Source organism: Micromonospora sp. NPDC047670 (genome assembly GCF_043204915.1).
Taxonomy (GTDB): domain Bacteria; phylum Actinomycetota; class Actinomycetes; order Mycobacteriales; family Micromonosporaceae; genus Micromonospora.
In genome coordinates this window covers 112,744-136,111 of sequence record NZ_JBIDDA010000008.1, presented here as the reverse complement: position 1 = coordinate 136,111, position 23,368 = coordinate 112,744, and the positions used below count along the sequence as shown (strand labels likewise).

The 23,368-nt window shown below is 75.8% G+C and carries 19 protein-coding genes; 16 read left to right on the top strand and 3 right to left on the bottom strand.

All coding sequences use genetic code 11. The annotated features are described in order from the left end of the window. The 16 genes from ACGF7U_RS20630 (at position 1) to ACGF7U_RS20555 (ending at position 18,646) form a co-directional block, all read left to right on the top strand. Entirely contained in the window at positions 1 to 609 is a 609-nt protein-coding gene (locus ACGF7U_RS20630; protein WP_393108874.1) for a glycine zipper family protein, read from the top strand. After that, positions 606 to 1,301, top strand: a complete 696-nt coding sequence (locus ACGF7U_RS20625) for a carboxypeptidase-like regulatory domain-containing protein (protein ID WP_393108872.1) — start codon at positions 606 to 608, stop codon at positions 1,299 to 1,301. Before ACGF7U_RS20630 ends, ACGF7U_RS20625 begins: the two co-directional genes overlap by 4 nt. 56 nt (positions 1,302 to 1,357) lie before the next feature. After that, positions 1,358 to 2,653: a phage tail sheath family protein gene (locus ACGF7U_RS20620; protein ID WP_393108870.1), complete on the top strand. Its 1,296-nt coding sequence runs from the start codon at positions 1,358 to 1,360 to the stop codon at positions 2,651 to 2,653. A 1-nt stretch (position 2,654) separates the two neighbouring features. Then, complete coding sequence (locus tag ACGF7U_RS20615) at positions 2,655 to 3,137, top strand: phage tail protein (protein ID WP_393108868.1); 483 nt, start codon at positions 2,655 to 2,657, stop codon at positions 3,135 to 3,137. A gap of 1,477 nt (positions 3,138 to 4,614) precedes the next feature. Then, the gene (locus tag ACGF7U_RS20610) at positions 4,615 to 4,854 is read left to right on the top strand and encodes a hypothetical protein (protein WP_393108866.1); all 240 of its coding nucleotides are present in this window, start codon (positions 4,615 to 4,617) and stop codon (positions 4,852 to 4,854) included. After that, positions 4,854 to 5,597, top strand: coding sequence for a hypothetical protein (locus ACGF7U_RS20605; protein WP_393108864.1), 744 nt, complete (start codon positions 4,854 to 4,856; stop codon positions 5,595 to 5,597). The genes ACGF7U_RS20610 and ACGF7U_RS20605 overlap by 1 nt, the downstream gene beginning before the upstream one ends. Next, positions 5,594 to 7,183, top strand: a complete 1,590-nt coding sequence (locus ACGF7U_RS20600) for a contractile injection system protein, VgrG/Pvc8 family (RefSeq protein ID WP_393108862.1) — start codon at positions 5,594 to 5,596, stop codon at positions 7,181 to 7,183. Before ACGF7U_RS20605 ends, ACGF7U_RS20600 begins: the two co-directional genes overlap by 4 nt. Then, positions 7,183 to 7,521, top strand: coding sequence for a hypothetical protein (locus ACGF7U_RS20595; RefSeq protein ID WP_393108860.1), 339 nt, complete (start codon positions 7,183 to 7,185; stop codon positions 7,519 to 7,521). Before ACGF7U_RS20600 ends, ACGF7U_RS20595 begins: the two co-directional genes overlap by 1 nt. Next, complete coding sequence (locus ACGF7U_RS20590; RefSeq protein ID WP_393108858.1) at positions 7,518 to 8,009, top strand: GPW/gp25 family protein; 492 nt, start codon at positions 7,518 to 7,520, stop codon at positions 8,007 to 8,009. Before ACGF7U_RS20595 ends, ACGF7U_RS20590 begins: the two co-directional genes overlap by 4 nt. Then, on the top strand, positions 8,006 to 10,606 hold the full coding sequence (locus ACGF7U_RS20585; protein ID WP_393108856.1) for a putative baseplate assembly protein: 2,601 nt from the start codon (positions 8,006 to 8,008) through the stop codon (positions 10,604 to 10,606). Before ACGF7U_RS20590 ends, ACGF7U_RS20585 begins: the two co-directional genes overlap by 4 nt. Further along, on the top strand, positions 10,587 to 11,102 hold the full coding sequence (locus ACGF7U_RS20580; RefSeq protein ID WP_393108854.1) for a phage tail protein: 516 nt from the start codon (positions 10,587 to 10,589) through the stop codon (positions 11,100 to 11,102). Before ACGF7U_RS20585 ends, ACGF7U_RS20580 begins: the two co-directional genes overlap by 20 nt. After that, positions 11,099 to 12,028, top strand: a complete 930-nt coding sequence (locus ACGF7U_RS20575) for a hypothetical protein (protein WP_393108852.1) — start codon at positions 11,099 to 11,101, stop codon at positions 12,026 to 12,028. The genes ACGF7U_RS20580 and ACGF7U_RS20575 overlap by 4 nt, the downstream gene beginning before the upstream one ends. After that, positions 12,025 to 12,483, top strand: a complete 459-nt coding sequence (locus ACGF7U_RS20570) for a hypothetical protein (RefSeq protein ID WP_393108850.1) — start codon at positions 12,025 to 12,027, stop codon at positions 12,481 to 12,483. The genes ACGF7U_RS20575 and ACGF7U_RS20570 overlap by 4 nt, the downstream gene beginning before the upstream one ends. 17 nt (positions 12,484 to 12,500) lie before the next feature. Next, positions 12,501 to 13,265, top strand: a complete 765-nt coding sequence (locus tag ACGF7U_RS20565; RefSeq protein ID WP_393108848.1) for a hypothetical protein — start codon at positions 12,501 to 12,503, stop codon at positions 13,263 to 13,265. Between the two features lie 224 nt (positions 13,266 to 13,489). Further along, a complete protein-coding gene (locus ACGF7U_RS20560) occupies positions 13,490 to 17,674 on the top strand; it encodes a SpoIIE family protein phosphatase (RefSeq protein WP_393108846.1) in 4,185 nt (1,394 codons plus the stop codon). A 222-nt stretch (positions 17,675 to 17,896) separates the two neighbouring features. Then, positions 17,897 to 18,646 carry an HD domain-containing protein gene (locus ACGF7U_RS20555; protein WP_393108844.1) on the top strand — a complete coding sequence of 250 codons (750 nt, stop codon included), beginning with the start codon at positions 17,897 to 17,899 and terminating at the stop codon, positions 18,644 to 18,646. 110 nt (positions 18,647 to 18,756) lie between these two features. Here ACGF7U_RS20555 and ACGF7U_RS20550 read toward each other — a convergent pair whose 3' ends face one another. The 3 genes from ACGF7U_RS20550 to brxD all read right to left on the bottom strand — a co-directional run bounded on the left by ACGF7U_RS20550 (position 18,757) and on the right by brxD (position 23,354). Then, positions 18,757 to 19,737, bottom strand: a complete 981-nt coding sequence (locus ACGF7U_RS20550; RefSeq protein ID WP_393108842.1) for a DUF559 domain-containing protein — start codon at positions 19,735 to 19,737, stop codon at positions 18,757 to 18,759. Between the two features lie 213 nt (positions 19,738 to 19,950). Continuing rightward, positions 19,951 to 22,086, bottom strand: a complete 2,136-nt coding sequence (locus ACGF7U_RS20545; protein WP_393108840.1) for a DEAD/DEAH box helicase — start codon at positions 22,084 to 22,086, stop codon at positions 19,951 to 19,953. Positions 22,087 to 22,100: 14 nt separating this feature from the next. Beyond that, positions 22,101 to 23,354 carry a BREX system ATP-binding protein BrxD gene (brxD, locus tag ACGF7U_RS20540; RefSeq protein ID WP_393108838.1) on the bottom strand — a complete coding sequence of 418 codons (1,254 nt, stop codon included), beginning with the start codon at positions 23,352 to 23,354 and terminating at the stop codon, positions 22,101 to 22,103. Positions 23,355 to 23,368: the final 14 nt, after the last annotated feature.

Sequence of the window (23,368 nt, the reverse complement as noted above, 5' to 3'; positions counted from 1 at the left end):
ATGATCTACGGAATCCTCAGCACCGTCGCGCACGTGGCCACCGGCGCGGTCCTCGGTCAACTGGCCGGCGGCACGGTCGGGCTGCTGATCGGGGCGGTCGCCGGCCTGCTCGTCGGCGGGATCTTCGGCTGGGCGGTCGCCTCGGCCCGCGTCTACGGCCCGGACGCGAAGGGCGTCTTCCTCTTCGTCGTCGACCACACCTGGAGCCTGCTCAACACCGTCGTCGGCGCGGTCTACCTCGCCGCGCACGTGCTCTTCGGGCACTCGCTGGACCGGGCCACCTCGCAGCACAGCTGCCGGGTCAACGTGGTCGAGGGCGTGTCCCCCCGGTACGCCACCACCATCGGCACGGTCTGCGCCGGCTCCGGGCCCGGCATCCAGCGGCACGAGGACGTGCACATCCTCCAGGCGCGCATCCTCGGCCCGCTCTACATCCCGCTGGTGCTCGCCAACTACGTGCTGTTCACGATCGCCCCGGTCTGGCTGCTCTACCACGACCACACCAACGCGCCCATCAACCGCTTCACCCGGTACTTCGAGATCGGCGTCTACCCGCACGTGTGGAACGAGGCCATCGCGTACCGCGTCCAGGGCACGCCGCCGCGATGACCACGCCGGGGCGCGGCCCGATCGAGTCGGCCACCGCCGAGCTGGCCGCCTGGCTGGCCGGGGCGGCGGGCGAACCCGTCCCGGTCGGCCCACCGCGCCCCGACGACGACCCCGCCCGGCTCACCCTCTGGCCGATGGAGCTGCGCCCGGCCCGGCAGACCCGGGGCAGCGGCGGGCGCGAGCCGTACCGCTTCACCGTCCGCTACCTGCTCTGCGCCGGCGGGCCGGCGGCGCTACCCGGACTGGACCGGGTGCTCGCCGCCGCGACCGCCGGCGGGGAGCGCGCCGTCGTGCTGGAGGCCGGCGACCCTCGGCTCTGGGCGGCGTTCGGCACCGGACCCCGGCCGGCCCTGCTCATCGACGTACCGGCCCAGGTCGCCCACCCGGCGCCGCCGGCGCCGCCGGTGCTGCGGCCGCTGCGGCTGCGGCAGCTGGAGCTGCTGGCCTTCGACGGCCGGGTGGTCGGCCCCGAGCGGCAGCCGCTCGCGGCCGTGCGGATCGAGGTCGTCGGCACGGCGTACGCCACCACGACCGACCCGGCCGGCCGGTTCCGCGTCGTCGGGGTGCCGCACGACCCCGACCGGCCCGGGCCGGTACGGCTGCGGCTCACCGGCCGGGGGCGCGTCCTCACCGCCGAGGTCGACCCGACCGAGCCCGACATCGTCATCGTCTGCGCACCCCCGCCCCGCTGACCCCCGTTCCGGCGGACGTCCCACGCCGCCGGCCGCGAACCGCACCGGGAGGACCGATGCCCACCTACTTCTCGCCCGGCATCTACGTCGAGGAGGTCCCCGGCGGCGCCCGCCCCATCGGACCGGCCAGCACCAGCACGGCCGCCTTCGTCGGGATCGCCCCGGACCCCACCGCCCAGCTCGGCAGGGCCGTCGCGGTCAACAACTGGACGGAGTTCCTGCGGCTCTACGCCAACGGGGACCGCCTGGAGAGCACCCCGCTGGCCCGGGCGGTCTTCGGCTTCCTCGACAACGGCGGCAGCCGCTGCTGGGTCGTCAACGTCGGCGAGGGAGGCGAGATCACCGGCACCGGCCAGCGGCGCGGCGGCCTGCAACTGCTGGAGGCCGTCGACGAGGTCTCCATCCTGGCCGCGCCCGGCTTCCACGACGCGGTCGCGCACGAGGCGCTGCTCAGCATGGCCGAGCGGATGCGGACGATGGTGGCGATCTGCGACCCGCCCCCGGACGTCCCGGACATCTCGGCGCTGACCAGGGTGGCGACCCCGTCCACCGGCAAGCCGCCCAAGCCCGCCGAGGGCTCCGCCGGCTCGGGCAGCTCGGGCGGCTCGGGTGAGTCCGGCGGGTCGGGCGGGTCCGGCTCGGGCGGCTCCGGAGCCCGGTCCGGTTCGGCGGACGAGGCGTCGACGGCCTGCCGGCCGCGGCAGTCCGACTTCGGCGCCCTCTACCACCCCTGGTTGCGGGTACGCGACCCGCTCACCGGCGAGCTGGTGCTCACCCCGCCGAGCGGACACATGGCCGGCATCTGGGCCCGCACGGACGCCCTGCGCGGGGTGCACAAGGCGCCGGCCAACGAGCCCGTACGCGGCGCCGTCGACCTCGCCCACCTGGTCACCCGGCCCGAGCACGACGTGCTGAACCCCAAGGGGGTCAACGTGATCCGGTACTTCCCCGGTGAGGGCATCCGGGTCTGGGGCGCCCGCACCCTGGCCGCCGAGGCCAGCGAGTGGCGCTACCTCAACGTGCGCCGGCTCTGCATCGCCATCGAGCAGGCGATCGCCAACGGCACCCGGTGGATGGTCTTCGAGCCGAACGACTTCACCCTCTGGCGGTCCATCCGCCGCGACATCGGCGCGTTCCTCACCCGGGTCTGGCGCGACGGCGCGCTGCTGGGGCGTACGCCCGAGGAGGCGTTCTTCGTCAAGTGCGACGAGGAGACCAACCCCGCGGACGTCCGCGACGCCGGCATGGTCGTCGCCCACATCGGCATCGCGGTGGTCAAGCCGGCGGAGTTCGTGGTGTTCAGGCTGAGCCAGTGGGCCGGCGGCACCGAGACCGAGACGATCGGAGGCTGACATGCCGACCACGGCCACCCCGCAGCCGGGCGTCCCGGTCGACCCGTACCGGGCCTACAACTTCAAGCTCCTCGTCAACGGCGTGACCAACGGCCACTTCACCGAGGTCAGCGGCCTGGAGATGACCATCCCCGGGGTGCCGTACCGGGAGCAGGGCAACGACCGGATCCGGATGGTCCCCGGCCAGGTGGAGTACGCGCCGGTCACCCTGCACTTCGGGCTCACCGCCTCGCGGGAGCTGTGGGACTGGGTGTACGCGGTGGCCCGGGGCACGACGAGCCGGCGCAACGTCTCGATCGTGCTGCTGGACGCGGCCGGCACGTCGGAGGTGCTGCGCTGGAACCTGATCAACGCCTGGCCGACGAGGTGGCGCGGAGCGCACCTGAACACGCTCGGCCAGGAACTCGCGATCGCGGCGCTCACCCTGCGCTACGAGAGCCTGGAACTGGAGACCGGCGGTGCCGCCGCGCCGACCACCGCGTAGCTGGCTGGCGGCCCGGCTGCGCGCGACGGCCACGGCGGTCGGCGAGTTGGCCCGCCTGGTGGACGCCGCCTCCGCCGCGCCCGGGCTGGCCGCCCCGCCCGAGGACCGGCACCCGACCGCCGACCGGCACCCGACCGAGGACCGTGACCCGGCCGCCGCCGCGGGGACCGGGGTGGCACGCCGCCCCGGCCAACCCCCGGAACACTGGCTGCGGATCGTCTCCGCGCACGCCCCCGGTCTGCTGCGCGACCTCGACCTCGGCCCGGTTGGCACCGCTGTCCCGCCGCACGTCGACACGGACCACGGCGGAGTCCGGCCGGTCACCTACTCGTCTCTGGACCGCCCGGCGTCGACGGCCGGCCGCCGCTCGCCCGTCGACGCGGGCGGGTGGGAATCGACGGGTGCGGCCGTTGCCGACCCGCAGGCGGCACGGTCGGGCCGCCGGCAGGAGGACGTCCGACCGGTAGGAGCCGTCGGATCGGGATGGCCGGCCGCACACGACCGGCCGGGCGGGCACGCATCGCCGACCGGAGGCGACCGTCCGGGCGGGCACACATCACCAACCGGGAACGACCGGCCGGGCGGGCACACGTCACCAACCGGGAACGACCGGCCGGGCGGGCACACATCACCAACCGGGAACGACGGGCCGGGCGGGCACGCATCGCCGGCGGGGAACGACTGGCCGGGCGGGCACGGATCACCGGCCGGGAACGACGGGCCGGGCGGGCACGGGTCGCCGGGTGGCGACGCCCGCGCAGGCGGCCGGAGCCTGTCGGGTGGCGGCCCGGTGGCGGCCGACGGCGGCTTCCCGAGCCACCCGTCGACGACCGGGAGCCGGGCCGGTCAACGAGAGGCTGGGGCGGTCGGCCGTCCCTCGGCGTCGGCCGGCTGGCCCGTACTCCGACCGGCGCTGCCCCCGTCCGGGGCCGCGACGCGCCCCGCCACACTGGCTGCCCACCACCCGACCGCCGGCAGCACAGGCGCCCGGCCGGCCGGCGACCGACGCGCCCACGCCTTGACGGACGCGCCGGACGCGTGGGCGACCCGTACCGCGGCGGCCCACTCCCGGCCCGCCCCGCCGACCGGCGCGGGCGGGCTGTCGCCCGAGATCTTGGCAGGAAACGGCCCCTGGAGGGGCCGTACGGTACCGAGATCCGCGGCGTCCTCGGTAGGCACGACCGGGGTGACCGCATTCGACGGGGCAGGGCCGGGAGCCGAAGCGGGAGCGGAGACACGGGGCCCGATGGGGTCCGCAGAGCGCCGGGACGGCCGCGCGGTCCGGTGGGACGGCCCGGAAGACCGCTGGGACACTCCCGAAGAACAGTCGGACGGGCCCGGAATCCGGTGGAACGCTTTCGCAGGCCGGTCGAACGGCCACACAGGCCGGTGGAACGACGACACAGACCGGTGGGACGGCCAGGCAGGCCGGTGGGACGGCGGGGGCGGGCGGCTCGGCGTACCGCCGTCGGGGCGGTTGGCCGCGACGGCGCCCTGGCCGGCGCTGCCCGGCCCCGACGGCGCGGGACCGGCCAGCGGGGCGGGCCCGGCGCCGGCCGACGGGGCCGGGCCGGGCGGCGGGGTGGGATCCGGCGCATCGAGGCAGGGCGGGCCGTGGCCGGCGCTGCCGGACGAGCACCCACTGTGGACGGTGCCCGCGGCCGACGTCGACGACGAACGCGTCCGCCGGCTGGACCGGGAACAGGCGGGTGGCTGATGGAACGGGTCGCCTTCCTCGTCGACGCCACCGGCGAACGGGTGGACTGCCTGCTCAACCCGGAGACCGTACAGGTGACGCGGCTGGCCGGGGTGCGCCACCGGAGCGCCGCCGGCGGACAGCTCACCGGCGCCGGGCTCGCCGACGACCCGCTGGTCTTCACCGGCGGGGGACGCACCGAGCTGGTGCTGGACCTGCTCTTCGACGTGGACTTCGCCGAGGGGCAGGTCCGCCCGACCGACGTGCGGGCGCTCACCCGGCCGCTGTGGCTGCTCGCCGAGAACTCGGCCACCGAACACGGCTCGCTGCGGCCGCCGCTGGTCCGGCTGGTCTGGGGCAAGACCTGGAACGTGCCGGGCGTCGTCGTCGCGGTGGCCGAGCGCTTCGACGCGTTCACCGCGACGGGCTCGCCGCACCGGTCCTGGCTGCGGCTGAAACTGGTCCGGGTCGCGGAGGACGCCGACCGGGCGCGGGCGGGCTTCGCGGAGGAACTGGCCGCGGCGAGCACCCCGACCGCCGCGCCGGGCAGCGCCGTGGTGGCCGCCGGCGACGGCGCGACCGGGCCCGACCACTCCGGCGTGCGCTTCGACCTGCTCGCCCACGACGCGCTCGGCTCGCCGCTCCGGTGGCGGCTGCTCGCCGAGCACAATCGGATCACCGATCCGCTCACCGTGCCGCCCGGCACGCCGCTGGCGGTGCCGCCGCTGCCGACGTCGGCCGCCCGTCGGGCGGGTGCGCCGTGACCGCCCCGCGCGCGCTCGCCGTGCTGCTCGACGGCGCGCCGCTGCCGGACGGGGCGGCCCGCCGGCTGGTGTCGGTGCGGGTGGCGGCCCGGCTGGACCGGCCGACGCAGTGCGAGGTCGCGCTGACCACCGCGCCCGGCGCCGCCGCGCTCACCCCGCCGGTGCCCACCGGTGCGGGGCTGGAGATCCGCCTGGACGGCCACCCCCAGGCGCTGTTCGACGGCGAGGTCACCTGCGTCGAGGTCGAGTACGCGGCCGACGGCGCGGCGCTGCTGCGGGTGCGGGCGTACGACGCGCTGCACCGGCTGCGCCGGCGGCAGCGGCTGCGGGTGTTCGAGGCGGTGACCGCCGCCGACCTGGCCCGCGAGCTGTGCGGGGACGTGGGGCTGACCGTGCACCCCGAGGCCGACGGCCCCCGGCTGGAGCGGCTGTCCCAGCACCGGCACAGCGACCTGGAGCTGCTGCGGGAGGTGACCGGCCGGGCCGGGTTGCACGTGGTCGCCGACGGCGACCGGCTGCGCCTGCTGACCCTGGAGGGCCACGGCGAGCCGATCGGCCTGGAGTTGGGCCGGGGGCTGCACTCGCTGCGGCTGTCGACCAACCTGGACGCGGCCGGCGGGGAGAGCGCGGCGCTGGGTTGGCACCCGCAGCGGGCCGAGCCGATCAGCCAGCAGGCGGCCACCGCCCGCAGCGGCCGGCGGATCGCCGCCGACCCGGACCCCGCCGACGTCGGCGCGGACGGCGTACGGACCGCCGTGGACCAGCCCGGGCGCGGCGACGACGAACTGGCCGCGCTCGCCCAGGCCCGGCTCGACGCCCGGGTCGCCGCCCTGGTCACCGCCGAGGGGGTGGCCGAGGCCGACCCGGCGCTGCGGCCCGGCCGGCGGATCGCGCTCACCGGCGTGCCCGCGGCCGTGGCGGGGACGTACGTGCTCACCGAGGTGGTGCACACCGTCGACGCCGGCGGCCAGCTGAGCCGGTTCTCCACCGCCCCTCCCCCCGCCCCGCCGGCCGAGCCGCCCGCCCCGGCCGTGGTCACCCTCGGCCGGGTCACCGACGTGGCCGACCCCGAGGGGCTGGGCCGGGCCCGGGTCGAGCTGCCCGCGTACGGAGGGCTCGACGCCGGGTGGCTGGCCGTGCTCTGCCCGGGGGCCGGCCCCGGCAAGGGACTGGTGGCGCTGCCGGACCCCGAGGACGCCGTGCTGGTGGTGCTGCCCGGGGGCGAGCCGGCGTCGGGGATCGTGCTCGGCGCGCTGTTCGGCGCCGCCGGGGCGTACGACGCGGGGATCGACGACGCTCGGGCGCGGCGCTGGTCGCTGCGGACGGCGGGCGGCCAGTCGATCGTGCTCGACGACGCCGCGAAGAGCCTGCGGCTCGCCACCGAGGGCGGCAGCTGGCTGGAGCTGACCCCCGAGCTGGCCACCCTGCACGCGGCGACGGACCTGGTGCTCTCCGCGCCCGGCCGGGCCATGGTCGTGCGGGCCCGCAGCGTGGACTTCCTGCACGCGGAGGCGACCGAGGATCCGGCCACCGCCGCGCGGCGGGCCCGCACGCTGGCCCGCGCCCACCACGAAGGAGGCGGCTGATGCGTTGGATCCACCGCGACTCGGTGATCAGGTGTGACCACGACGGGCGGGTCGGCAACCGGGCCTCGCAGGACTGGGTGACGGTCGCCGGCGTGCCGGTGCTGGTGGACGACGACCCGGAGGGGCGGGAGATCACCGCCTGCCCGAACTACGGGCCGACGGTCAAGCCGTGCGCGAAGACGCTGCGGGTGCGGGTCGGCTACAGCGACTGGGTGCGCGTCGGCGGCCACCGGGTGGTCCTGTCGCACCTCGACGGGTTCACCGACGGCAACCCGCCCGGCCTGGTCCACCACCGGGTGCGCGACCCCCGGCAGGGCTTCCTGGGGGCGGACCGGTGAGGGCCTTCCGGTTCGTCGGCGCCGGCTTCGACCCCGGTCGCGGCGGCGGGCTCGCGCTGACGGCCGCCGGCGGCCTCGCCATGACCGACGGCGACGAGACCGTACGCCAGGCGCTGTTCCTGCTGCTCTCCACCACCCCGGGCGAGCGGCTGATGCGTCCCGGCTACGGCTCCCGGCTGCACCGGCTGGTCTTCGCGCCGAACGACGACACCACGGCGGGGCTGGCCATCCACTACGTGCGGGCGGCCGTCGCCCGGTGGGAGCCGCGGGTGGAGGTCCTCGACGTCGACGCCGGTCCCGACCCGGCCGCCCCGTGGCGGCTGGTGATCCGGCTCGACTACCGGATCCGGGCCAGCCTCGCGCCGGGGCAGTTGGTGTTCTCCGTCGACCTGCTGCCCGCCGGCGACGACCCGGACCAGGGGGCCGGTGACGCCGCGTACGGCCCGCCGCCGCCCGGTCGCGTGCCACCGGAGGGAGGGGCGTCATGACGCTGCCCGTGCCGCACCTGGACGACCGCGCCTTCCTGGACCTGGTCACCGAGGCCCGGGAGCGGATCCGGCAGTCCTGCCCGGACTGGACGGACCTGTCCGCGCACGACCCGGGCGTCGCCCTGCTGGAGGCGTTCGCGCACCTCACCGAGGTGATGATCTACCGGCTCAACCAGTTGCCCGAGAAGGCGTACGTGGCGTTCCTCAACCTGCTCGGGGTGGCCCGGCACGCCCCCACGGTGGCCTGGGCGGACGTGCGGTTCACGCGGGCCGGCGGCGGTGACCGCGGGCCGGTCCCGATTCCCGCCGGCACCCGGGTGGCCGCCGCGCGCGGGGCCGACCCGCGGCCGGTCGTCTTCGTCACCACCGAGCCGGCGCTGCTGGCGGCCGGGCAGCACGAGGTCACCGTCCGGATGCACCACTGTGAGCCGGTGGCGGCGGAGCTGCTCGGGGTCGGCACCGGGCAGCCCGGTCAGGTGCTGCGCGCCGCCCGGGCGCCGCTGGCGCGCACGGCCGAGCCGCTCGACCTGCTGCTCGGCGTCGAGGTGCCGGCCGGGACGGTCCAGTTGGGCGCGGCGGCCCGGGAGCACGACGGCCGCACCTTCGAGATCTGGCGGCCGGTGGACAGCTTCGCCGGGCTCGGCCCACAGGACCGGGTCTACCTGGTCGACCGCTGCTCGGGGACGGTCACCTTCGCACCCGCCCTGGACCTGCGCGACCCGGCCGCCCCCGCCGCCGACGGCCCGGTGACCGTGGCCGCCGTGCCGCCGGCCGGCCGGCAGGTCCGGCTCTGGTACCGGGCGGGCGGCGGGCCGGCGGGCAACGTGGCGGCCGGGACGCTGACGAGCCTGCGCGACCCGCTGCCCGGCGTCCGGGTCGACAACCCCGCGCCGGCGGCCGGTGGACGGGAGATGGAGTCCATGGAGTCGGCGCTGCTGCGCGGCCCGTACGAGTTCTTCACGCAGCAGCGGGCGGTCACCGCCCGGGACTTCGAGGTGCTCGCCACCGGCTCCGGTGCGGTCGCCCGGGCCCGGGCCTTCACCCGCGCCGCCGTCTACAGCTTCGCCCGGCCCGGCGAGGTGGAGGTGGTGCTGGTGCCGTACGTGCCGGAGGCGGCCCGCCCCGGCGGGCGGCTGCCGGTGGCGGTGCTGCGGGAGCACGAGGTGGAGCAGGCCCGCGCCCGGGTCGAGGCGGACCTGGAGCGCCGCCGCGCCCTGGGCACCTCGTGCCGGGCGACGTGGGCCCGCTACAAGGCGGTGTCGGTCCGGGCCCGGGTGGTGGTGCGGCGGGAGGAGGACGTCGAGGCGGTCCGCCGGCGCATCCACGACCGGCTGCACTCCACGCTCAACCCGCTGCCGAACCCGGTCAACCCGGCCGGCTGGGCGTTCGGTGAGCCGCTGCGCGCGTCCAACGTGTACCGGCTGCTGGAGCACGCCGAGCCGGGAGTGCGCTACGTCGAGTCGGTCCGCTTCGTCGTCGACGAGGCGCCCGACGCGGAGGTGCGTACCCTCGCCGTGGACCAGTACCAGCCCCGGACCTGGTACGCCGGGCGCGGGCCGGTGTTGTTCCGCTCCACCAACGCCGGCGCCGGCTGGGAGCCGGCCGGCCGGTTCGACGACGGCGAGACGGTGCTGCGGGTGACGCCCGCCCCCGCCCCGACGCGTCCCGGCGTCGTCCCCCGGCCGGGCTCGGTGGCGGTGGCCACCGTTCGCGCCGGTGGCGGGTCCCGGGTGCATCTGAGCACCGACCTGGGCGAGACCTGGTCGCTGCTGACCGATCTGGACTCGCGGATCACCGACCTCGCCTGGATCGACCGGGACGGCGCGGGCGCGCTGCTGGTCGCCACCGACACCGGCCTGTACGAGGTCTCCCTGCTGCCCGGCGCGGTGCCGTTGCAGATCCTGGTCGACCCCGGCGACGCCGACCGGGGCTTCTACGCCGTCCGCGCGTTCGTCTCGGAGCGGGGCGCGCCGGGGGTGGCGGTCGCCGCGCAGGCCGGGTTCGGGGTCTACCTGTCCACGCAGGCCGGCCGCCCGGGCAGCTTCGCCCACGTCGGGCTGGCCAACGTCGACAACCGGGTGCTCGCCGTCCAGTACGACGGCCCGGCCACCCTGCTGTGGAGCGGCGCGGGCGAGCCGGACCCGAAGAAGCCCGGGCAGGGCTGCTGGCGGGCCCGGCTCTTCGAATCCGACGTGCGGTGGCAGGCGGTGCAGGCCGGCTGGGTCGGCGGCACCTGCCGGGACCTCGCGTTCGCCGGCCCGCTCGCGCTCGCCGCGACGCAGAGCGGCGGGGTGCTGCGGCTGGACACCCTCGCCGCCGTGCCGCAGTGGGCGCCGGTGATGGTCAACTGCGGGCTGCCGCTGCGGGACCGCTCCCGGTTCGTGCCGGTGGACGCCGTCGCCGCGACCGGCGGGCCGGACCGGCTGATCCTGGCCGGCGGCGAGCGCGGCGTGCACCGCAGCGCCGACGGGGTCGACTGGGCGGCCAGCGCCAACCAGGCCACCGCCGACGTGGTGACCGTCCCCGACACCTGGCTGCTCTGCTCCGGCGAGCACGACATCGAGGTGGTGCGCCAGGATGCGACGCGCGGCGATTGAGCGGCTGCTGCCCGCGGCGTACCAGCGGGCCAGCGTGCCGGGCAGCGTGCTGTGGGCGCTGCTGGACGTCATGGAGGCGCTGCACGCCCCGGACGAGGCGGTGCTCGCCGACGTCGACGCGCTGTTCGACCCGTACCGGGCGCCGGACGGGATGGTCGCGTACCTGGCCCGCTGGGTGGCGATGGACCACGTGGCCGCCGCGCCCCGGCCGGACGCCCCGGCGCCGCTGCCGCCGGGCCGGCTGCGGGACCTGGTGGCCCACGGCGCGCTGCTGGCCCGCTGGCGGGGCACCCCGTACGGCATGCGCAGGGCCCTGGAGGTCGCCACCGGGCTGACCGGCTTCGCGCTGGAGGAGCCGGCCGACCGGCCGTTCCACGTCGTGGTCACCGTGCCGCCGGCCGCCGCCGGGCAGCTCGCCGTGATCACCCGCGTCGTCGAGGCGGAGAAGCCCGCGTCGACCACCGCCGAGATCGTCGTCGCAGAGGAGCCACCATGACCACCGAGTGGGCGGTCGTCGCCGCCGCCGAGCAGTTCACCCTGGACGCCCGCAACACCGGCGAGCTGACCTTCACCGTCTCCAACCCCGGCCCGGCCCCGGACACCGTCGTCTTCGACGTGGCGCCCGGCGAGGGCTCGCAGCGGTCCTGGTTCACCGTCACCGAACCGCAGCGGGTCGTGCCCGGGCAGGGCTCCGTCTCGTTCCTGGTCCGGCTGGCCGTGCCGCCCGGCACCGCGCCGCGGCGCTACGACATGACCGGGTTCGCGTACTCGGCGAACACCGCGCCGGAGGAGAGTTCCCGCTCCAGCGGGCGGGTCACCTACGAGGTCCGGGCGGTCGCCCCGCCCCGGCGTACGCCGTGGCCGTGGATCGCCGCGGCGGCGGCGCTCGTCCTCGTCGTCGGCGCGGCGGTGGTGTGGCTGGTTGCCCGCGACGGGGAGCCGGCGCCGGCCGAGCCACGGGTGGTCACGGTCGAGGCGGAGCGGCTGGTGCCCGGCGCCGAGGTGCGCTCGCCGCAGGGCTCGGCGGCGAAGGCGGTGGTGCAGCCGAACTGCTGCGGGGTGACCTGGTCGGAGGACGCGCAACTGTTCTTCCTGGGTCTCGCCATCGGCGACCAGGTGACCGTGACGGTGGACATCCCCGCCGACGGCACCTGGCGGCTCGCCGCGATCCGGACCACGTCGTTCGACTACGCCAACACGGTCTTCACCGTCGACGGCGCGCAGGTCGGCGGCGCGTTTCTCGGCTTCACCCCAACGGTGACGAGGACGGACTGGCTGGACGTCGGCACCGTCGCCCTGACCAGGGGACCGCACCGGGTCACCCTCGTCGTGGTCGGCAAGACCCAGGGCACGGACCGCTACTTCGCCGGCGTCGACGCGATCCGGTTCACCGAGGTCGTCGCGCCGGCCGACGCCCGATGAGCGGCGGGCAGAAGGCGCTGCTCGCGGCGCTGGGTGTGCTGCTGGTGGCGCTGTTCGCGGTCGCCGTCGGCGCCGGCCGGGACGACCGGGGCGATCCCGTCGCCCGCTCCGCCCTGGTGGAGCGGCTCGGCCGGCTCGGCGGCGAGCGCGCCGCGGTGGACCCGGCGACGGTCGGCGCCGACTGCGCCGAGGGCGGGCGGCTGGTCTTCGCCGGCGGCTGCGTGCTGCGCGTCGCCGACCCGGGCGAGCTGCGGACGCTGGTCCTGCGCAGCGCGGCGTCGTTCACGGTCGAGGCGCCGGCGCCCGGCGACGCCGAGTTCACCGTGCGCGACGAGGTCACGCCGGCCGGGGACGGCACCGGGGCGGTCGCCCGGATCGCCGTCGACCGCGCCACCGACGTGCTGCTGCGCTGCCCCGGCCTCGGCACCTGCACGGTCACGGTCGCCACGTCCTGACCATCGAGAGGCGCGACATGGATGAGCTGCGGAAGCCGTTCCTGCTGCTGGCGATGCTCGCCGTCGGCCTGGCGTTCGGCGTCGAGCTGAGCGCCGGGCTGCTCACCGGCGGCGGGGACGCCGGCGCGGCGCTGCGGGACAGCGCCGGGGCGCTCGGCGTGGAGGTCACCGACGTGTCCGGGGTCCGCGAGCCGTCCGGCCGGGGCACCGGCTACCTGGCGCTGGTCGACGCGGTCGCCGTCTGGACCACCGGGCTGTTCTGCCTGAGCCTGGTGCTGCCCGACCGGGTCCAGGGCCGGGTGCAGGGCGCCGCCACGCTCGTCTTCTCGATCGTGCTGATCGTCGTGGCGTTCGTCGCGCTGCTGGTCGCCTTCGTCGAGCTCACCGTCATGGTGTCGCTGTTCCTGGCCCCGCCGTTCGGCACGCTGGCCTACCTGGCGCTGTGGGGGTTCTTCCCGGTCGGTGACGCCTCGGTCCTGCTCGGGCTGGTGCTGCTGCTCAAGCTCGCCTGGGCCGGGCTGCTCGTGGCGGCCCAGCCCCGCTTCGCCCAGAACAAGGGACTGGTGCTGCTCGCCCTCACCACGCTGCTGTGCACCGTCGTGCTGGAGTTCCTGCACCGGCTGGTGCCGGTGATCCTGGTCAGCGTCGTCGACGACCTCGGGGCGCTGCTCTTCGCCGTGGTCGCCCTCGTCTGGGGGCTGGTGCTGCTCATCGGGTCGATTCCGGCCGTCGTGAAGGCGGTCCGCGTCACCGGCGCCGCCGTCGAAGGCTCCGGCGGCTGACCCCGCCCACGCGGCGGCGTTACCGGGTCCGCGCGGGGCAGGGTCCGCCCGATCCGGTACGCCGGGAAACGAACGGCGTGAACGCGTCCCCGGGTGCGGGTCGGGTCACGTCGGTGGACGGTTCAACCGGTGCCCCGGTGGGGAAATGTGCCTCCGGCGGGACGGTGAGGGGCACGGTGCGGCTGCTTGCGACCCGGGAATCAGCAGGGGGCAGGGGGCCGGACGTGGACTTCGAGCAGCGCGTCGGACCGGTCGACGGGGCGTCCGTCCACGACCTGTTCCCCGGCGACGATCCCACCAGCGCCGCGCACCGGGCCACCGACTGGGCGGCCACCCCGCTCGGGCCGGTGGCGGGCTGGCCGGCGGAGCTGTGCGCCGCCGTGCGCACCGTGCTGCCGTCGAAGATCCCGATGCTGCTGTGGTGGGGCACGGAGCTGGTGCAGATCTTCAACCACGCGTACACGCCGCTGCTCGGCGACAAGTACCCGGAGGCGATCGGGCAGGCCGCCCGGGAGTGCTGGGCGGAGATCTGGGACGTGGTCGGCCCGATGACCGAGCGGGCGTCCGCCGGCGAGCCCGTCTACTCACGGGACCAGCTGTTGCTGATGCTCCGGCACGGCTACCTCGAGGAGTCGTACTGGACCTTCTCCTACAGCCCGATCCACGCCGGCGACGGGCGGGTCGTCGGCGTCTTCGTCGCCACCTCCGACGTGACCGCCCGGGTGGTCGGCGAGCGGCGGCTGGCCCTGCTGCGCGAGCTGGGCGAGCTGTCGGTCGCCGAGGCCGACAGCGCCCGGGACGCGGCCCGGGCGGTCGTCCGGGTGCTCACCGGCAGCCCCACCGACATCCCGGTCGGCGCGATCCTGCTGCGCGACGAGCGGCCGCCGGACGGGGCGGAGGGCGGCCTGCTCCTGACCAGCGACGAGGCGAGCCCGGTGGCCGGCTTCGGGGCGTCGGGCCCGGCCGGACGGCCGGCCGCCCTGGACGGGCTGCCCGAGGTGGCGGAGGCGCTGCGTGCCGGACGGCCGCGCATGGTCACCGGCTTGGCGGGTCGGGCGGGTGACGCGCCGCACCCCGGCGGGACGGGCGGCCCGGAGCCGGTGCAGCAGGCGCTGGCGTTGCCACTGCTGGCGACGGGGCGTGACCGGCCGGTCGGTGTGCTCGTGGTCGGCGTCAGCCCCTACCTGGCGCTCGACGAGCCGTACCGACACTTCCTCGACCTGGTGGCCAACCGGGTCTCGACGGCGCTGAGCGACGTGCTGGCGTACGAGGCGCAGCGGCGGCGGGCCGCGGCGCTGGCCGAGCTGGACGCGGCGAAGACCGAGTTCTTCACCGACGTCAGCCACGAACTGCGCACCCCGCTGACCCTGATCGCCGGTCCGGTGCGGGAGAGCCTGGCCGACCGGCGGGAGCCGCTTCCCCCGGCACAGCGCGAACGGCTGGAGCTGGTGCACCGCAACACGGGCCGGCTGCGCAAGCTGGTCGACGACATGCTCGACTTCGCCCGCATCGAGGGCGGCCGGTTGGACCCGGAGCGGGTGGAGACCGACCTGCCGGCGCTCACCGTCGGCGTCGCCGAGTCGTTCGCGTACGCCATGCGCCAGGCCGGGCTGGGCTACGAGGTGGACGCGGCGGCGCTGCCGCGCACCGCGTACGTGGACCGCGACATGTGGGAGAAGGTCGTGGTCAACCTGCTCTCCAACGCGCTGAAGTACACCCTCGCCGGGGCGGTGCGGCTGCGGCTGCGCGGCGACGACCGGCACGTCACGCTGACCGTCGAGGACACCGGTGTCGGCATCCCGGCCGACCAGCAGCCGCTGCTGTTCCGCCGGTTCCACCGGGTGCGCGGCGCCGGCGGCCGGTCGCACGAGGGCACCGGCATCGGGCTGGCCCTGGTGCAGGAGTTAGTCCGGCTGCACGGCGGCGAGGTGGGTGTGCGCTCCGTGGAGGGCGAGGGCTCGACGTTCACCGTCCGGCTGCCGTACGGCCGGGCCACCGCCGTCGGGGCCGCCGGCGCGGGTGGCGACGCAACCGCCGGCGGGGCCTCGACGGCCGACGAGCCGGCCCGCGAGCCGTACCTCGCCGGGGCCCTGCGCTGGCTTCCCGAGGCCGCGCCCGCGGGCGCCGACGCGGCCGGCGACGGGCCTCGGGACGCCGCCACCGTCCTGGTGGTGGACGACAACGCGGACGTGCGCGCGTTCCTGACGAGCCTGCTCGCGCCACACCACCGGGTGGTCGCCGCCGCCGACGGCCGGGAGGCGCTCGACCGGATCGCCGAGCGGGTGCCGGACCTGGTGCTGACGGACGTGATGATGCCCCGGCTGGACGGCTTCGGGCTGGTCCGCGCCCTGCGCGACGACCGGCGCACCGCCGGGCTGCCGATCCTCATGCTCTCCGCCCGGGCCGGCGAGGAGGCCGCGGTGGAGGGGCTGCGGGCCGGGGCCGACGACTACCTGGCCAAGCCGTTCTTCTCGGACGAACTGCTGGCCCGGGTCGGCGCGCACCTGGAGCTGGCCCGGCTGCGCACCGAGGAGGCGAGCTGGCGGGCCGCGCTGATCGAGTCGTTGCAGGACGCGTTCGCCGTCATCGACGCCGACGGCACCCTGATCGAGGCGAACGACGCGTTCTGCCGCCTGGTCGGCGTCGCCCGGCTGGCGACGCCGGTCGCACCGCCGCACCCCTGGTGGCCGGAGGCCGACGCCGAGCCGGCCGACCGTCGGCGCCTCACCGGCGTGCTGCGCGCCGCCCGGGACACCGAGCGGGGGCGGGTCACCCTGCCGCTGCGGCACGCCGACGGGCACCGGGTCTGGGCCGAGGCGGTCTACAACTCGCTGCGGGAGCCGCGCAGCGGCCGTCGCCTCTACGTCGCCACGCTGCGCGACGTGACCGCCGAGGTGGAGGCCACCGCGCGGCAGTCCGCGCTGGCCGCGCTCTCCGGCCGGCTCGCCCGCGCCACCGACGTGGCCGAGGTGCTCGAGGCCGGCCTGTCCGAGCTGTGCACGCTGCTGGCCGGCACCCGTGGCCTGGCCGTCTGCGCCGACGCCGCCGGCACCCCGCTGGTGGTGACCGAGGGGCTGACGCTGACCGAGCCCGTCCAGCGGGCCCTCGACGGGCTGGCCGCCGAGGGCGAACCGCGGCTGGTCCTCGACGACGCGGGCCGGGTGAGCGCGCTCGGCGCCCGCATCGAGCCGGGCGGCGCGCCCGGCGGGGTGTGGCTGGAGCTGGACCCGCCCCGGCCGGTGCCCACGGTGGACCGGCCGCTGGTGCGCCAGCTCTGCGCCGCGCTGGCCCAGGCGCTGGTCCGCGCGCGGGCGTTCGAGACGCAGCGGACGGTGGCCCTGGCCATGCAGCGGGCGATGCTCGGCCCGGTCGACCTGCCGGCCGGTTTCGCGACCCGCTACCAGCCGGCGGTGGCGCCGCTGGAGGTCGGCGGAGACTGGTACGACGTGGTCCAGCTCCCCGGCGACCTGGTGGGCGTGGTGGTGGGCGACGTGGTGGGGCGCGGTCTGCCCGCCGCCACGGTGATGGGCCAGCTCCGCAGCGCCTCCCGTGCCCTGCTGTTGCAGGCCAAGAGCCCCGCGGAGGTGCTGTCCGCGCTGGACGACTTCGCCCGCATGGTGCCCGGCGGCGCCTGCACCACCGTCTTCTGCGCGATCATCGACCGCGCGCTGGGCGTACTGCGCTACTCGTCGGCGGGTCACCCGCCGGGCATCCTGGTGCACCCGGACGGCTCCGCCGACCTGCTGACCCGTGCCGGCTCGGTGCCGCTGGCCAGCGTCGCCGTGCCCGGGCGGCCGGAGGCCGGCGCGCGGCTGCGGCCCGGTTCGACGCTGCTGCTCTACACCGACGGCCTGATCGAGCGGCGGCGGGAGCTGATCGACGCCGGCATCTCCCGGGCGGTCGCCGCGCTCACCCAGGGCCGCGAGCTGCCCGAGGGGAAGCTGGCCGACCGGATGGTCCGGGACCTGCTGCCCGACACCCGCAACGACGACGTGGCGGTGCTGGTCTACCGGCACCGCGAGCCCTCGGCCTTCGCCGCGGCGCTGACGGCCGACCCCGGACAGCTCGCGCCGACGCGGCAGGCCCTGCGGGAGTGGCTGGGCGGCCTCGGCATCGGCGCGGCGGACGTCGACGCGGTGCTGATCGCGGCCGGCGAGGCGTGCGCCAACGCGATCGAGCACGGCTACCGGTTCGCCCCGGGCGCGTCGGTCACGGTCCACGGGCGGCTGCGCGCCGACCGGCTGGAGGTGGTGGTGAGCGACACCGGCGGCTGGCGGGAGGCCACCCCGGGCGACAGCGACCGCGGCCGCGGCCGGCTCATCATGGGCCGCCTGATGGACGAGGCGACCGTCGACGGCAGCGCCGACGGCACCACGGTACGCCTGGTCAAGCGTGTCTCGGCCGCCTGACGCTCCCGCAGGGCGCGGCCCGTCGGGCGGGTGCCGCCCGGCGCCGGCGCGTCGGGTGGGCGACGGCCGGGGCGGCGCGTCGGGTGGGCGCCGACCGCGGCCGGCGCGTCGGGTGGGTGGCGGCCAGGGCTGGCGCGTCGGATGGGTGTCGCCCGGGGCCGGCGCGTCGGGTGGGCGACGCCAGGGGCCCGCGGCATGGTGAAGATCGGCTATAAGTGGCGCATGGAGTTTCCCGCCTACCTGGCCACCATGCCGATGCACGCGATCACCGAGATCCACGGCGAGCCCGGCCTGCTGGCCCGGTTCCGGCTGGAGGTACGCGCGTTCGACGAGGCCGCCCGGGGGCGGCTCACCGAGGCCCTCGACCTCGCCGCCGAGCTGCACCGCGAGGACCGGCGGGTGCGCGAGCCCTACCTCAACCACCTGCTGCGGGTGGCGATCCGGATGATGCACCACTACCAGGTCCGCGACGTCGACGTGATCGTCGCCGGCCTGCTGCACGACGCCGTGGAGGACCACCCCGACGAGCTGGCTGCCTCGTCCTGCGGCGAGACGGCCGGGGCGCCCGCCGGCGACGCCACCGCCGTGGCGCTGGCCGTCCTCGCCGAGCGCTTCGGTCCGCGGGTGGCGCGCCTGGTCGCGGCGGTCACCAATCCGGCGTACGACCCGGCGCGCGACAAGCACGCCCAGTACCGGGAGCACGTGGCGGCCAGCCTGGACCGGGAGCCGTGGGCGCGGGTCATCAAGATCTCCGACTTCACCGACAACGGGGTGGGCGTCATCCACACCGTCGGGCCGAAGGTGACCTCGTCCGCCCGCAAGTACCGGCCGCTGGTGCCGGTCTACCGCGACCTCGTCACCCGGCCGGACACTCCTTTGTCGGCGCCGGTGAAGCGGCACATCCTCGACCAACTCGACCTGGCCGAGGAACGCTTCAGCGCCATCCTCGACCAGCCGGCGCAACCGAACTGACCAGTCCCGCCACGCTGCGCGGCCCACTGCGGCACGGCGCGGGACCTGCGCCGCCCATGTATCAGTTGATGGAAAACCGCCGCCGATGCATGCATTCGAACGGCTTCCGATCAACTGATCATGGGAGCCTGGCGTCGGGTGGCCAGGATGGCGAGGGTTTCGCGGCGGACGTCGTCAGGGTGGTGCAGCAAGCGGCGGTGGGTGAAGCGGACCACGAGGATGCCGCGGGTGGCGAGCAGAGCGTCCCGACGCAGGTCGATCTCGCGCTCGCGCGGGTTGCCGTGGGTCGTTGCGCCGTCCAGCTCGATGTTCACCTGCTCCGCCTCGGCGTACAGGTCGAGGTAGACGACGCGGTCTCCCAACCGCACTCGCGTCTGGCGGCGGAACGCCGGCATGCCGGGGCCCGTGAAGACCCGGTCGTGGCCCCAGATCTCCAGCGGGCTGCGGCAGCCTGCGGCGAGCCGGTCCAGCAGCCCACGCAGGGCGGCCCGGTCCGTCAGTCTCGGTACGCCCTCCAGCGCCGCGACGATCCGTTCCGGTGTGGTCAGCCGGTCGTTGACGGCGCGGATGACCGTGCCGGCGCGATCGACCGCGGGCAGCAGTGGCCAGGCGACGACCAGCGACCGGTCCAGCCGGGTCACCGGCGCGCCGTTTCGGACCAGCACGTGGGGTGGTTGCGGGGCGAAGCAGCGCCGATGATGCACGAGCAGGTGCGGACGGTCGCGCAGCCCGGACGCGATCGGCACGTCGATGTGCAGCGGCTCGCCGGGGGGTTGCCGCCGCAGGCCCCACACGTCGAGCGCGGTGAGGTGGCTCAGCGCGCCCCGCCCATCGACGTACGCCAGCGCCGCTCGTCGGGCCAGAGCCGGAGTGACCCGGGCGAGCGGCGGCGCAGTCGGCTGGGTGGGCGGTGAGGTGCTCTGCGGATTGTCGACGAGGGCGGCGTCGACGTAGACGCCGGGCAGCAGTCGGAGCAGGCGTCCCGAGCGGCAGGCGCTCTCCAGCGTCGAGCGCGGTCGGCATCGGAGCACGTCCTCCCGGGTCACCAGCCCACCACCACGGTCGACCAGCGCCTGAATGACGGAGTCCATGCCCCGACGGTGCCGTGCCGTCCGCTCCCCCACCAGCCCGGCCGGTGCCAGGTGTGGACGACGCGGCCGCCTGTGGACAGGCTCCGCGGGACGGGCTGGCCGTGCTATGGGCCAGAGTTCCCGCAGCTCATCGGCAATGCCGGACCGTTCCTGACGTGGGGACTGTTCGGCGAGGACGACGCGGACGAGACCGCCGGCCGGTCTGGCGGTGGTTCACACCGGTGGCAGGTACGTCACTCGGGTGGGTTCGGAGAGCACCGAACGAGCTGCGGGCACGTCGGCGAGCCGGGCGGCCAGGGTCGCCACGGCGAGCCGCTCCGGCAGTGCAACACTGAACTTGAGACCGGCGAGAGCCTTCTCGGTCACGTCCGGTAGGCAGATCCGATCCACCGCATCGGCCATGGCGGCTCGCACCATTTCGCGGTCCGCGTCCGGCCGCAGCCGGATCGAGGCATCGTCGTACCGCTGTGTCGGGTCAGCCAGGTCGCTGAGAGTGGCGATCAGAGTGGCGTTGGCGCGATAGCCTGCCCACGTCCACCACCGCATCTCGCCGTCGCCGTCGCGGGCGACCACCGTGCCGCCGGGATGGACGAGTGGGGTGGCGTCCTCTCGCAACTGGGCGAGCCTGGTGCTGGCCCGGCCGGTGAGGGCAACCGGCGGGTCGGCGCCGAGGAGCACGTCGCGCATCGACCGCACCATCCGGTACGACAGCCCCTGCGGCGAGCCGCCGGTCATCCAGACCGCCTTGCCGCCGCCGTCGGCGGGCTCCACGAAGCAGCGCTGGCGCTTCCAGTCGATGTAGGTGACCCGCCAGCTGCGCCCGGCGAGCAGCAGCAGCCGGGGGCCATGCACCTTCGCGGTGAGCAGCGCCGGGTCGGTGCGACCGATCTCGGTACGGCCGGAGAGCACGGTGAACTGGGGCGGGGCGGTGAAGACCGCCAGCATGTCCATGAAGTGCCGGCGACCGAACCGCAGCTCCGCCTCCGGCCCGATGAAGAGCATCCCGGAGTCGACGTCGAGGTAACCACGATCGACGAGGTGCCGCACGATCACCTCGGCGCTCTTGTCGAAGGGCGCCAGCCCGTTCCACTCCCCCGGCCACACCTGGTCGCCGACGCGGTGCCGCTGCAGCGACAGCGCCAGCATCTGCTGGGCCACGATGTGCCGAGGCTCCGGCGGCGGCACGACGGCCTCGACCCAGCCCTGCGACCAGAGGTGGAGCAGTCCGGCGGCGTGCAACAGCCCCTCGCCGTCCAACGCGAGGAAGAGACAGTTCCGGCTGCTGCCAGGTCGCCGTCCGGTCCGGCCGATGCGCTGCAGGAACGCGGCGACGGTACGCGGGGCGTCGATCTGGATCACCCGGTCGAGGTCGCCGACGTCGATGCCCAGTTCCAGGGTGCTCGTGGCGACGATGACGCAGTCCCGCTCCTGCGCGAACGCCTCCTCGGCCCGCCGACGCTCGTCGACGGAGAGCGAGGCGTGGGAAAGGAACGTCGTCACGTCGAGCGCGCGTAGCCGCTGGCCGAGTTCCTCGACCAAAGCCCGCGAGTCGCAGAACACCAGCCGCTTCTCGCCCCGGTGCAGGGCCGCGATCACCTTGGCAGCGTTGTGCACGGACCCGACGTAGTCCAGCTCGACCTCGCCGGCGGGAGCCGGTGCCGCCGTCGTGGCGCGGGCCGGCGCGCCGATGCCGGGCGCCACCACCCGCGCCGGCCGAAGGTCGCGTCCAGAACCCTGCAGCCAGCCCAGCAGCTCGTCGGGGTTCCCCACCGTCGCGGACAGCCCCACCCGCTGCACCGGGCGACCGGCCACCCTGGAGAGGCGCTCCAGGACGGCCAGCAGGTGCCAGCCGCGGTCGTCCCCGGCGAACGCGTGCACCTCGTCGACCACGATCGCCCGAAGCTGCCCGAAGAACTCGTCGTGGTCCACGGCGGTGCTGACCAGCATCGACTCCAGGGACTCCGGCGTGGTGAGCAGGACGTCAGGCCGCTCCCGGAGGATCGTCCGGCGCCGTCCCATCGTCACGTCGCCGTGCCAGAGCGCGGCGCGGCGACCGAGCCAACCGGTGTAGGCCTCCAGGCGGGGCAGGAGGTTGTTGAGCAGCGCCTTCAGCGGGCACACGTAGAGCACGGAGGTGCCCGACCAGTTCTCCTGCGCCATCCGGGACAGCAGCGGAAACACGGCCGCCTCGGTCTTGCCGCCGGCCGTGGGCGCGAGGAGCAGGGCGTCCTCGCCGTCCAGCAGCGGACGCACGGCCGCGTCCTGCAGGGGCCGCAACGCCGGCCACTGCAGCGTGTTGACCACGTGGTGCAGCACGACCGGATGCAGCAGCTCGGCACCACTCGTCATGACCGGATGTGTTCCTACAGCTCGAGCGGGACCGCGTCGGCGCTGCTCGCGTTGCGCTCTACGTCGGTCATCTCGGTGGCGGTGAGGGTCGGCGCGTAGTGCTGGCGGGGGTCGAACTCAGGGAACTGGTCCACCCGGTCGAGCACCTCCCCCACGAGCTTCTTGAGGAACAGGCGCGGGGCCACCCCGACCTTGCCACCGAGCCCGCCGGCGACCGCGCGGGCCAGGTCGCTGAGATACCCCTCGTCGACGAGGTGGCGCACCCGGTCCGGGGCCGCCGCCCCGTCCGCGTACAGGTCGCGCACCCGTCCGCCCAGCTCGACCAGGGAGTCGACGGTGAAGCCGGGCAGCCGGATCTGTACCGCGCGCGGGTTGTCGAACCGCGCGTCGGTGGTGAAGTCGACGGCGAGCCGCTGCGCCAGCGGCGCGAGCCGCTGCACGCCCTGCGGCCCCTCGTAGAAGGCCGGCGTGCCGGTGATGACCAGGTACAGCCCGGGGAACCGCCCCGAGTGCACCTCGTCGATGAGCTGACGCAAGGCGTTAAGGGCCTTGTCCCGGGCGTCGGAGCGGACGCGTTGCAACGTCTCCACCTCGTCGAGCACGAGCAGCAGGCCGGGATGGCCGCTGTCGCGCAGCACGGCGAGCAGCCCCTGCAGGAAGCTCAGCGCGGCGAAGTGGTCCAGATCGCCCTTGACGCCGGCGACCCGGCGGGCGGCCGCGGCGACGTGCGGCTGGCCTCCGAGCCAGGCGAGCACCGCGTCGGCCGTCGCCGGGTCCCCGTCAAGGGTCGCGCGGCGGTAGCCGCGCAGGGCGGCGGCGAAGGCGGGGGCGCTCCGGCTGACGGCGGCGAGCCGCTGGTCCAGCAGCGCGGCGACCGCCCGGTCGAGGGCGTCGACCTCGTCGGGCGCGATCTCGCCGGCAGCGAGGACGTCCTCCTCGAGCGCGTAGAACCAGCCGTCGACGACGGGCCGCAGCGCGCTCGGCGGGAACGTCGAGGTGCTCAGCCGCTCCGTAAGCCGCCGGTAGACGGTCTCCAACCGGTGCAGCGGGGTCTCGTTCTCCGAGACCTGCACCTCCGCCGTGGCGAGGTTGGCCCGTCGGGCGCGTTCGGCTATCCACCGGGTGAAGAACGTCTTGCCGGAGCCGTACTCGCCGCGGACGGCCTTGAAGACGGACCCGCCGGCGGCGACGGTGTCGAGATCCTCGCCGATCGCGGCGCCGAACCGGTCGAGCCCGACCGCGAAGAGGTCGAGGCCGGCCGAGGGCACGGCGCCTCGCCGCA

Excerpts from the sequence above, each read along its gene's own strand:
- ACGF7U_RS20595 (WP_393108860.1), top strand. The coding sequence starts at position 7,183 with ATGCGTTGGATCCACCGCGACTCGGTGATCAGGTGTGACCACGACGGG.
- ACGF7U_RS20615 (WP_393108868.1), top strand. The coding sequence starts at position 2,655 with ATGCCGACCACGGCCACCCCGCAGCCGGGCGTCCCGGTCGACCCGTAC.
- ACGF7U_RS20565 (WP_393108848.1), top strand. The coding sequence starts at position 12,501 with ATGGATGAGCTGCGGAAGCCGTTCCTGCTGCTGGCGATGCTCGCCGTC.
- ACGF7U_RS20555 (WP_393108844.1), top strand. The coding sequence starts at position 17,897 with ATGGAGTTTCCCGCCTACCTGGCCACCATGCCGATGCACGCGATCACC.
- ACGF7U_RS20625 (WP_393108872.1), top strand. The coding sequence starts at position 606 with ATGACCACGCCGGGGCGCGGCCCGATCGAGTCGGCCACCGCCGAGCTG.
- ACGF7U_RS20605 (WP_393108864.1), top strand. The coding sequence starts at position 4,854 with ATGGAACGGGTCGCCTTCCTCGTCGACGCCACCGGCGAACGGGTGGAC.
- ACGF7U_RS20585 (WP_393108856.1), top strand. The coding sequence starts at position 8,006 with ATGACGCTGCCCGTGCCGCACCTGGACGACCGCGCCTTCCTGGACCTG.
- ACGF7U_RS20630 (WP_393108874.1), top strand. The coding sequence starts at position 1 with ATGATCTACGGAATCCTCAGCACCGTCGCGCACGTGGCCACCGGCGCG.
- ACGF7U_RS20620 (WP_393108870.1), top strand. The coding sequence starts at position 1,358 with ATGCCCACCTACTTCTCGCCCGGCATCTACGTCGAGGAGGTCCCCGGC.
- ACGF7U_RS20550 (WP_393108842.1), bottom strand. The coding sequence starts at position 19,737 with ATGGACTCCGTCATTCAGGCGCTGGTCGACCGTGGTGGTGGGCTGGTG.
- ACGF7U_RS20570 (WP_393108850.1), top strand. The coding sequence starts at position 12,025 with ATGAGCGGCGGGCAGAAGGCGCTGCTCGCGGCGCTGGGTGTGCTGCTG.
- ACGF7U_RS20575 (WP_393108852.1), top strand. The coding sequence starts at position 11,099 with ATGACCACCGAGTGGGCGGTCGTCGCCGCCGCCGAGCAGTTCACCCTG.
- ACGF7U_RS20580 (WP_393108854.1), top strand. The coding sequence starts at position 10,587 with ATGCGACGCGCGGCGATTGAGCGGCTGCTGCCCGCGGCGTACCAGCGG.
- ACGF7U_RS20545 (WP_393108840.1), bottom strand. The coding sequence starts at position 22,086 with ATGACGAGTGGTGCCGAGCTGCTGCATCCGGTCGTGCTGCACCACGTG.